This is a genomic window from Enterococcus sp. VV15 (assembly GCF_005236045.1).
Classification (GTDB): Bacteria; Bacillota; Bacilli; order Lactobacillales; family Enterococcaceae; genus Enterococcus_B; species Enterococcus_B durans.
On sequence record NZ_QPTY01000054.1, the window covers coordinates 1 to 10,405 of the forward strand.

Below are 10,405 nucleotides of genomic sequence, written 5' to 3' on the forward strand. Positions count from 1 at the left end.
TTGTGGTTAAAAACATTGTACCGTAAAAGGGCTGTTACATGGCCTTTTATCTTTTACACAATTATATGGACTTTATCAAAAATCTGAAAAGTTTACTGATTGTGGTCATTGATGATGAAATTGTAAAACTGGCGCATATTTGACCGTTGAAGCATTAGAAAAAATCACTGATATCGGGATGAGTGTTCAGAAAGGATAACGATCAAAAGTTCGTCAACTACTCATGGAAGTGACGAATTTTTGATCGAACATGTCTCTATATCATTAGGGAATGATTGTTCCTCCGTGTTTCTTTCGCAAATTCTCTATACGAAAACTCCCGCATTTTTTTACTGATTTTCTCAAAGGAATGAGGATTAAGGTAACGATTTCCATATAAATAATTGACAGTATCTAAATCATCCAAATAAAGATCAACGTAATAGCCAAAGGTTTTTCTGCATAACTCAGGCGATAGGTTGTTCGCTATTGTAACTTTACTTAAGATTTGTCGTATCGTTCGTGGAGAGATCTGCTGATCATGAGAGGAACGAAAGACAAATGATTCGGCTGTTGTATCTTTTTCAATAAGTTCAAGATAATGGGTGAGGTAAGGTAGGGCTTCATTTGGAATAACTGCTTTGTCTAGCCGATTTACCTTTCGATCGATGTAGATCATTTGCTTATTTAATTCGATGTTTTTTCTTTTTAATTCGACAATTTCGTGGATTTTTAGTCCGCAATAAAAGAGAACAGCTAAAATCGCTAGATTCCTTGGACGATTTTTTTCTTCAAAACTCGCTTCTCTTGTTGTTTTAACCCCCTTTTTAGGAATAAATAGCGTATCAAAATTCTCAAGTAATGAAGCATCCACATATCGTGGTGCGGCCGGTGTCGTTTCAGGCAAGGTTTCACCCAAAAGTGAGATCTCTTTTTTTAATCGATCTGTTTGATAAAGATAACGAAGAAAATGATTCAAAGAATATTGTTTTCTGGATAATCCATAATAACCGTTTTTGAATTGCTGATTCGTTTCTTGTTCAGCGGTTGTCTGGAAAGAACGAGTATGGCGATAGACTTTCTGTAAGAAATTCAAATAGTCCCTTTTTTCTAAATGAATGATCAGCTGATCGGTAACATCTTCTGCATAGGTATCTCTTAAGTGATCTGAAAATAAATGGAAGTCTTTTGCGTATTCATAACGGCTGCTCAATGACAACGTCTTTTGATTTTCCTTTAAAAACTCCTGGAAGATAGGAGGTAGCTGCATCGTACGTTTTTTTAGCTTTTCTTGAATATTTTTTCTTGTTTTCTGATCCATGAAAACACCTCCGTTTCTTTAGTAATATTGTACCTTATTTTTACTTTTTTCCCCAGTTATAAAAAACTTAAGCCATTTGTAAGCTTACTAGTTTAAATCTCAATTCCGCCAAAAAACAAATAAAAAGTCAGTTTTTTCTAAAATTTCAAAAAAACGAGGTCAAGACAAAAGTAAGAAACACTTTTGTCTTGACCTCGTTGGCTCTGTACGAATAGAAATTGGGTTATTTGATGGGAATCTGAACTTTAAAATCGACTCCACGTGGCTGATGATCTGCAACTGTCAGTTCACCTTGGTGTTGTTCAACGATCTGTTTAGCAATAGCAAGGCCCAGTCCGTATCCACCAGTTCCTTTAGACCGCGAGTGATCTTCTCGGTAGAAACGTTCAAAGATCCGTTGTTTCTCTTGATTGCTTATAGAAGGACCAGTATTAATTACATGGATCGTCCAGTCTTTGTGTGTCGTACTGGAAGTAAGGATAATCTGATCGCCAGCTTGCGTATATTTTAGCGCATTGTCCAAAAGGATCACTAGTACCTGATGGATCTTTTTAGCATCCACTTGCACGTTCGCATTTTTACCTAACTCACAGGTGAAACTTTTTTCATCGATTTTTGCCATTTCTGCAAATGGTTTGACTAGTTCGGTTAAAAATGTTGTAGACTGGATCATCGTTTTGTCAATCGTTCGTTCATCTGAGTCATTTCGTGCAATCGTCAATAGATCAGAGGTTAGTCCTGTAAGTCGCCGTGTTTCAGCAAGAGCTTGCGCAATACTTTCCGATTCATCTAGGATCGTGTGATCTGGCTTCGTAAAAAGATGTTCTAAACTATTTTGAATGATCGTCAAAGGTGTTCTTAATTCGTGGGAAGCATTTTCTACGAATTCTTTTTGACGACGCCATGATGCCAAGATAGGGCGCATGCTTAAATTTGATAAGTAATAACTGATAGCGATCGATATCAGCCAAAAAAACACCATACAAGCAATCATGATCGTTCGAAAATTAGCGAGTGAATTCTTGATCTGATTCGTATTGGAGAGCACTTGGATATAGGCTACTTCTCCCTGATCTGAACTCGCTTTTTGGGTCACTGAACGAAAAGATAACGGTGCTTCCGAACCTTCTGATTTTAGTTCGATGGACTGGATCGTACCGAGATTTTTCGTGTCGAGCTTCAATTCTTCCAGCTGGTTGAATCGGCCCCCTATAGCATCTTTATTTAGGATGTCACCCGAAGCAGACCAGAGAACGATCTGTGTGTTGAAACGATCCCCTATAGGTCCTAATTGCTGCGATGAATTTTCCTGTCCAGGAGGGGAGACATTCAAAAAAGGATTGCCTTGTTGATAACGGGCAATTTCAAGCTGGACCATTCGAGAGTCGGGCTCTATTTTTTCCAGTGAAAGATCCGTTTCTCTATAGGCGGATTGGTTCAAGACTTGGAGCGTGATCAAACCTAATAAAAAGAAAATCAGGGCAAAAGCTGTGACGTTGGCTAAAAAAAAGCGCCTACGCTGTTTTCGAGAGATACTCCCGTTCATCAAATCACTCTCCTTGCATGATATAACCGACATTCCGTAATGTTCTGATTTCTTTGTCGAGTCCTGTCTGACGCAGATGTTTACGTAAATTACTCATGTAAACCTCGACGACAGTGATCGTCGTATCCGAATCAAATCCCCAGATTCGGTCAAAGATCTGTTCTTTGGTAAGAATGATCCGCTGGTTTTGTAAAAAATAAACAAGTAGTTCAAATTCTTTTCCTTGGATTGGCAAAACCGTTTCAGCAAAAGTGACAGTATTCTTGTGTAGATCACAAATCATTCCTTTGTATTCAAACGTATTTTCGTCGAAGAGTCCTAACGACCGTTTTAGTAGAGCTTTGGTCCGCATGAGTAACTCTTCACGGTAAAAAGGTTTAGTCAAATAATCGTCTGCGCCGCGTTCAAAGCCTTGGATTTTATCGTCTAAGCCATCTTTAGCAGTCAAAATCAAAACTGGGGTCTGTATTTTTGCCTTTCTGGCAAGTGCTAATACTTCATAACCATCCATTTCAGGCATCATCAAATCAAGAATAGCTAGATCATAGACGCCACTTTCTAATTCATAAAGTCCCTCACTGCCATCATATACTTGTGTGATATCGCCAATGCCTGAAAGAATTTCTTTGATGTTGTCAGATAATACACGATCATCTTCCACTATTAATAATTTTATCATTCGTTCACCTCATTATAGTTGGTCTTCTCAAGTTTATCATGGATACCATAAAAAAAACTTAAAGCCCGTTATTTCTATAAGCATTCGATAAAATATCTTCTATTCGTTCTGATCTTACTCTATTTGACTAAGAGAAGGAAATCAGAAAATGTGGAAGAGAGGTTTCAAAAAAAGAGAAAAAATAAAAAATTTACCTTTTTTTCAGAATATATCAAGTGACAAAATGTCACTCAAGGGATATACTTTCATCTGTAGTGACAATTTGTCACTTGGAAGAAATTGGTTAGAGGAGGAAGAAAGATGTTTTTAGCAATGAAAGAAATGCGGTATGCGAAATTACGCTATGGTCTGATCATCGGCATTATGTTTTTGATCGCGTACGTCGTTTTCATGCTGTCAGGACTGGCGAGTGGACTTGCCGAAGAATTCAAAAAAGCCATCGATGATTGGGGAGCCCAAGAAATCGTCTTATCAGAAGATGCCAATCAAGTATTTGCTGCTTCACAATTGACCAGAGGAGATCTTGAACACGTCGATGCAAAAGAAAAAGCACCGATTGGCTTATATAGTGGGGCAGTGAAAGGGAAAAACAAAGAAAATGTCGCTGTTTTCGGAACGACAAATGATGCATTTTTACTTCCCAAAATAACAAAAGGTCAGATGTTTACCAAAGAAAATGAAATCATTATTTCTCAAAATCTGGTGGGAGATACTTATAAGATTGGAGATAAATTGAAGATTGGCAGTTATGATCAGGAATTAACGATCGTTGGGATTTTCCCAGAAACGTACTATACTGTTTCTCCAGTAATTTATACAAATTTAGCTACTTGGACCCACCTGAAATTTGGTGATCAGCCATTTGCTTCTGAAAGTCAGGCACCAATCAATGCCATCGTGACAAAAGAAAAAGCCACGATCAATCAGGATGCTGCGTCTAAAACGCTCCAAAAATTAGCGATCCCAGAATTTATTGACAGTTTACCTGGGTACTCTGCACAGAATATGACACTTAACGCAATGGTTTATTTCCTATTCTTAGTCGTTGCGGCAGTTGTAGGGATCTTTATGTACGTGATCACTTTACAAAAGACAGCAATTTTTGGCGTGATGAAGGCACAAGGTATCCGCAATGCTTTTATTGCAAAATCATTGATTGCTCAATCATTTATTGTAGGGGTCATCGGTGTGGTCTTAGCAGTAGCATTTGCTTATCTTACTAGTTTGATCTTGCCAAGTGCGATGCCATTTGCGATCTTCTGGAATCAATGGCTACTATATAGTGGCGTTTTGATCGTAGTTGCTATGCTCGGCGGCGTATTTTCCGTTCGGACCATTGCAAAAGTTGATCCAATCACGGCAATAGGAGGATAAGAAAATGAAAGATATTTTAACGATGAAAAATATTGTCAAAAAATTTGGCAAAGGACACACGGAAGTAACCGCTTTGAAAGACATCAACTTTACAGTGAAGCAAGGAGAATTTGTCAGCATCATCGGACCTTCTGGATCAGGCAAAAGTACCTTCTTGACGATTTCGGGTGGATTGCAGAATCCAACATCAGGAGAGATCACGATTAACGGACAATCGTTTTTGAATCTATCAGAGAAGAAACGGGCGGATCTCCGTTTTAAAGAAATTGGGTTCATCCTTCAAAGTTCCAATTTGATTCCCTTTTTAAAAGTCAAAGAACAGTTTTATCTAGTAGATAAGGTCAGCCATCAAAAGAAAGCAGAAACAACGATCGATGAGTTGCTGAAATCACTAGATATCTATGAATTGAAAGACAGCTATCCAAAAGACTTATCTGGTGGAGAAAGACAACGTGTAGCAATTGCTAGGGCACTGTTCAATGATCCTAGCCTGATCTTAGCAGATGAACCAACTGCAAGCCTTGATACTGACCATGCATATGAAGTGGTGAAATTATTGGTGAAAGAAGCGCATGAAAAACAAAAGGCCACTGTTATGGTCACACATGATGCGCGAATGATCAAATGGAGCGACCGTGTGTATCGCATGAAAGATGGTTACTTGGTGGAAGAAGACATGGCAGACATAAAATAACGAAAGGAGTTAGCTGATGCCTAAAGAAACCTTTCTAAACTTGTCTGAAGAAAAGCAACAAGCGATCATCAACGTCTTACTAAAGAACTTTTCAGAACAGCATATCAGTCAAGTCAAAGTCTCTGCTATCGTTTCAGGAATAGGAATGTCTAGAGGGGCATTCTATAAGTATTTCGAAGACCTAGAAGATGCCTATCGTTTTACTATCTCCTATTTTTCCGCACAGATCCACCGAGATATCCTACAGTATATCGAGAAAGATAGCCAAGATTTTTTTCTTGGGATCGAAAATTATCTTGGGTGGTGTGCAACATTGAAGCCTGGGAACAATCACTGGCAAACAATCAAATTATTGACCGAAAGCACCGATTTAAATAACCATCGAAGAAGGGATATATCAGATGATTCATCCATGTTGAAGGAATGGTACAGCTTATTGGCAGCCAATCACTTTGCAATTGACTCCAAAGATGAGGCCTTGAGTTTTCTTTACTTCACGATGGACCTAACAATGGATACGCTAACTGATTTTATCGCCAATCGATGGAGCAAAGACCAACTGATCCAAGAATTCCGTTTCAAAAGAAAGTGGTTAGAAGCAGGAATTAAATAACTTAATCCAATAAAAGTAAGACGGAAGATTCTGAAAACAGTTTGCGTTGTTCTCAAAATCTTTCGCCTTTTTTGTGAAAAATAATTTGTTTATTGCTACTAATGTTCTGCATTAGGCAATAATCTGAAGATTGAAAAATATGAAAGAATGTCATAAACCAAATAGATTGATCAAATCATCTTCATCACTGAATGAAATACTATCATCAATCAATAAACTTGGTACTTGCGTATTGGTAATAGGCTGGTTCGACACGACTAGATCATAGTTTGTCAGATCAAATGACGTTAATTGTTCATCTGTGATAGAGCGCACGCGATGTATAGCCAAGACATCGCTAACGTAAGATTCAACATAACGACTATGTTGGATGCCTAGGTCACTAACGACCAATATCCGCTTCGTGACTAATGACTGATTCGCATCTGGATTAATGGCTAACATCCAAAAAACATAACTTGATAAATAATTCAAGAAATCGGTATCCAACAAGGTAGAAAAAAACTGTAATTCCGCCCGTAAGCGTGCATAAAGTGGCGTGTGTCTAACTCGTATTTGTTCCGCAAAAAAAGTGGCACGATACGTCATATGTGTCGTGTCAAAAGGAAACAGACGAGAAAAAAAATAAATGTTAGTTGATAAGTGAATGATGAAATCCAGCTTGTCTGAATCCCACTCGGCCGTTTTTGAAAATACACAAATTTGTAAATTTCTCTGTATTTTATGTCTGATATCTTTTTGCTCTGAAAAAGAGAACTGTTGAAAAATAGAACGAGTAAAATAATCTATAACTTTTTCATAACTATCATAATTCAGATTAGTTAGTTCTTTTTTTAAAAGTAGATAGTCCTTATTCTTCAATTCATGAATGTTTCGCAAATCCTTAGATGGCATATGATCCAAGTAAAATCCTTGTGTTTCCCGCATTAGATGCACCATGAAATACATAATATAAAAAGACTGTTCATACGTACTCCCTTGACCACATAAGCTTATTTGGCAGTGATTTCTTTCCATGATGTCTTTGACCACCGCTTTATCGATCGTATAGGGAAGTTCATGACGTCCATAAAAATTCAAAAAGAAAAAGGTAACAAATATTCTCAATTGGATCTCGCTTTTTTGACTGGTTAATTGAAAACCTTGATCAACAATGATTTTCAATAAATAAGACTCTAAGATCTCATTACAGCGTTTTAGCTTGCGTGTAAACGAAGAGCGACTGATTGAGAGGGTCTCGCAATAGTATTCGATCGTTTGACCAGGATTCATGATGATCTCATGTAGCAACTGGCTGTTCGTTGAGCTTTGTGCCATATCCATCAACACATCTAGGTAAATTGCTGCATTAAAATGTTCGATTCGATAGCCTAATTTCCTTGATGTTTCGATCGTCACTTTTGTTCCCCAACGAATTTTAATCTCTTCGATATATCGAATAAATGTTGACTCAGAGCTTCCAATTTCTTTTGCAAGTTCTTTTTTTGTCATCCACTGGTCAGAAATGGACAACACTCGGATGATTTGCTCCATTTTTCTATAGTTTTCTTCCAACAACCTGATCATAAGTTTTCTCCCTCAACCCTTTTATATAATCAAACTCCCCTCAAATAGAGGAATCAATTCCACAAATGAAACTACCCAGTCTGAAAATTGGTGTGATTATCTTTTGAACCATTCGTATAATAACTATCAGATTATAATAAATAAAAAATAAGAGCAATTATTTATGTTAATCTCATCGTTTTTACATTGGAATAGATGAAAAATTAAATTAGGAGGGGAAAAATGATTACTTTAAAAAAGAGGTTAGGGATAATTTGTGTACTATTTTCATTAGTTTTCTCTTATCTTATTCCTGTTGCTGCGATGGCTGAAGTATCAACTGTCTTTGATATAGCATCAGCTAAAATCACAGCTGAAAATGAAAACAGCCATTATTTAGATTTGGAAATAAATGTAAATAATGAGACGGCGGAAAAACAAGAAAAAACAATTAGTCTAGTAACGAACTATTTATCTCTCACAGATCCTATGAAAAAAGAGGGCTATTCGTATCATGTAGATAGTCAAGGAATCACGTTGCAAATAGAGCCGCATATTCGTCAGTCTATTCATTTATCCTTAAAAATCGACGAAAAATCATATACAAATAAAGAAAATGAACTCTTGGTAGATGACCAAAAAATACCAATTACACCGTTAACACAAGGAGAACAGGCAACGAAGGCAACAACTAGTGATGCCAATTCTGCACCTAGTTCTTCTAAAGAATCTGCCACAACAGAAACGACCGCAACAGATTCACAGGAAACGAAGCACTCTCCAGCGGTCAAACCTTTCAGTTTGCCAACTCTAGCCGCAAATGGCACACCCCTAAGAGTGAATCAAACTATCCACGCAGATTATACAACTGACGCTCAAGGAACTTATCCAACAGCTAGTTGGCAGCCAGCGGGCAACACTGATGTTTTGAATCATCAAGGAAATAGAAATGCCAGTGACCAATGGGATGGTGTGAAAACATGGGATGGCGACCCGATAAATAAAACCAATTCATACATTGAATATGGTGGAACAGGTAACGAAGCAGATTATGCTGTTCGTAAATTTGCGGAAGAAACAACTACTCCAGGGCTCTTTGATGTTTACTTGAACGTCCGAGGGAATGTCCAAAAAGAAACAACACCTTTAGATATCGCCTTAGTCGTTGACTGGTCAGGCAGTATGAATAACAACAATCGGATCGGTGAAGTCCGTGATGGCGTCAATCGTTTCGTAGACACATTAAGCGATAGCGGCATCACAGATAAAATCAGTATGGGCTATATCGGCTATTCAAGCGATGGCTACAATAATGGTTCTGTTCCAATGGGGCCATTTGATTCAGTCAAAGACCAAGTGAAATCTGTGACACCTTCCAGTACTAGTGGAGGAACATTTACACAAAAAGCATTGCGAGATGCCGGAACCATGCTGTCTACTCCGAACGGTCATAAAAAGGTCATTGTTTTGCTGACCGATGGTGTACCAACTTTTTCATATAAAAATCAAAAAGTATTTACAGAATCAGACGGTAGCTATTATGGTACAAAATTTTCAAATAATGAGGAAGGTTCTGGAAGCACCTCTAGAATTTCTCCCACCTATAACGTTGATGACCAAAATGGCAATCGAAAAACGATCAATAGTACATTTATCGCCACGATCGGTGAAGCAATGGCACTGAAACAACGCGGTATTGAGATCCACGGCTTAGGTATCCAGTTGCAAAGCGACACTCAAGCGAACCTTTCCAAAGCACAAGTAGAAGCCAAAATGAGACAAATGGTCTCAAGTGACCAAAATGGCACACTTTATTATGAATCCGCAGATCATGCATCAGATATTTCTGATTATTTAGCTAAAAAAGCGGTCCAAATATCCGGCACAGTCGTTAATGGTGCGGTGACAGATCCAATTGCTCAACCATTTGTGTATCAACCCAATACGTTAAGCGTAAAAAGTGTAGGAAATAAACAACTGACAGTGACGCCGTCGATCCAAATGGATGGCACGACGATCAAAAGCAGTCAAATCTATTTAGGTAAAGACCAAGAGATCCAAATCCATTACCAAGTACGTATCCAAACAGAAAGTAAAAACTTCAAGCCGGATTATTGGTATCAGATCAATGGCACCACAACGTTCCAACCATTATCTGATTCAAGTGAGCTAGCAGAATTTGGTATTCCTTCAGCGAAAGCACCTGGCGTCAAACTAAACTTTACGAAGCAATGGGAAGAATTCGACCATGATAAAAGTAGTCGGCCAGATCATGTAACGTATGAAGTGAAACGAACCCAAACAGCCGATCCAAACAGTTGGCAAACAGGCTTTGTCCAATTGAATAAACCAGCTAGTGACACGGGAGATACATGGACACGAAGTGATGTCACCCAACTTTCTGAAACAAGCGGAGCTGGTTATCAAGAAAACATGTTCTTACCAAAGTACAACAATCAAGGGAAAGATTTTACTTACCAAGCTATCGCGGAACTTGATGTACCTGGTTATACCTCTAAGCAGTTGGACAATACGACTTGGAAAAACACCAAACAGTTTACACCATTGAACTTGAAAGTGATCAAACAATCTTCTTCAGGTGAACAACCTCTAGAAGGGGCTATTTTCCAATTAAAGGGTGGGACACTTGATGT

General features: G+C 38.1%; 8 protein-coding genes. 4 read left to right on the plus strand and 4 right to left on the minus strand.

Annotated features, from left to right (window positions below; genetic code table 11):
- Positions 1 to 256 precede the first annotated feature (256 nt).
- The 3 genes from DVW83_RS13610 to DVW83_RS13620 all read right to left on the minus strand — a co-directional run bounded on the left by DVW83_RS13610 (position 257) and on the right by DVW83_RS13620 (position 3,525).
- Positions 257 to 1,300 (minus strand): tyrosine-type recombinase/integrase, encoded by a 1,044-nt coding sequence (locus tag DVW83_RS13610; protein WP_104660941.1) that lies wholly within the window; start codon positions 1,298 to 1,300, stop codon positions 257 to 259.
- A 223-nt stretch (positions 1,301 to 1,523) separates the two neighbouring features.
- Positions 1,524 to 2,846: a sensor histidine kinase gene (locus tag DVW83_RS13615; protein WP_104660940.1), complete on the minus strand. Its 1,323-nt coding sequence runs from the start codon at positions 2,844 to 2,846 to the stop codon at positions 1,524 to 1,526.
- 4 nt (positions 2,847 to 2,850) lie between these two features.
- The gene (locus DVW83_RS13620; protein ID WP_104660939.1) at positions 2,851 to 3,525 is read right to left on the minus strand and encodes a response regulator transcription factor; all 675 of its coding nucleotides are present in this window, start codon (positions 3,523 to 3,525) and stop codon (positions 2,851 to 2,853) included.
- A gap of 300 nt (positions 3,526 to 3,825) precedes the next feature.
- On the opposite strand from DVW83_RS13620, the gene DVW83_RS13625 reads away from it, so the two are divergent.
- Genes DVW83_RS13625 through DVW83_RS13635 form a run of 3 tightly spaced genes read left to right on the plus strand, consistent with a single transcriptional unit; the run spans position 3,826 to position 6,206 of the window.
- Entirely contained in the window at positions 3,826 to 4,899 is a 1,074-nt protein-coding gene (locus DVW83_RS13625) for an ABC transporter permease (RefSeq protein WP_104660938.1), read from the plus strand.
- A 4-nt stretch (positions 4,900 to 4,903) separates the two neighbouring features.
- A complete protein-coding gene (locus tag DVW83_RS13630) occupies positions 4,904 to 5,593 on the plus strand; it encodes an ABC transporter ATP-binding protein (RefSeq protein ID WP_081133576.1) in 690 nt (229 codons plus the stop codon).
- 16 nt (positions 5,594 to 5,609) lie between these two features.
- Positions 5,610 to 6,206, plus strand: coding sequence for a TetR family transcriptional regulator (locus DVW83_RS13635; protein WP_104660937.1), 597 nt, complete (start codon positions 5,610 to 5,612; stop codon positions 6,204 to 6,206).
- 150 nt (positions 6,207 to 6,356) lie between these two features.
- Here the strand turns inward: DVW83_RS13635 and DVW83_RS13640 are convergent, their stop codons facing one another.
- Entirely contained in the window at positions 6,357 to 7,772 is a 1,416-nt protein-coding gene (locus tag DVW83_RS13640; protein WP_104660936.1) for a helix-turn-helix domain-containing protein, read from the minus strand.
- Positions 7,773 to 7,994: 222 nt separating this feature from the next.
- On the opposite strand from DVW83_RS13640, the gene DVW83_RS13645 reads away from it, so the two are divergent.
- Positions 7,995 to 10,405, plus strand: a 2,411-nt coding sequence (locus tag DVW83_RS13645) for a VWA domain-containing protein (protein WP_153226970.1), incomplete at its 3' end; no start/stop codon positions are given.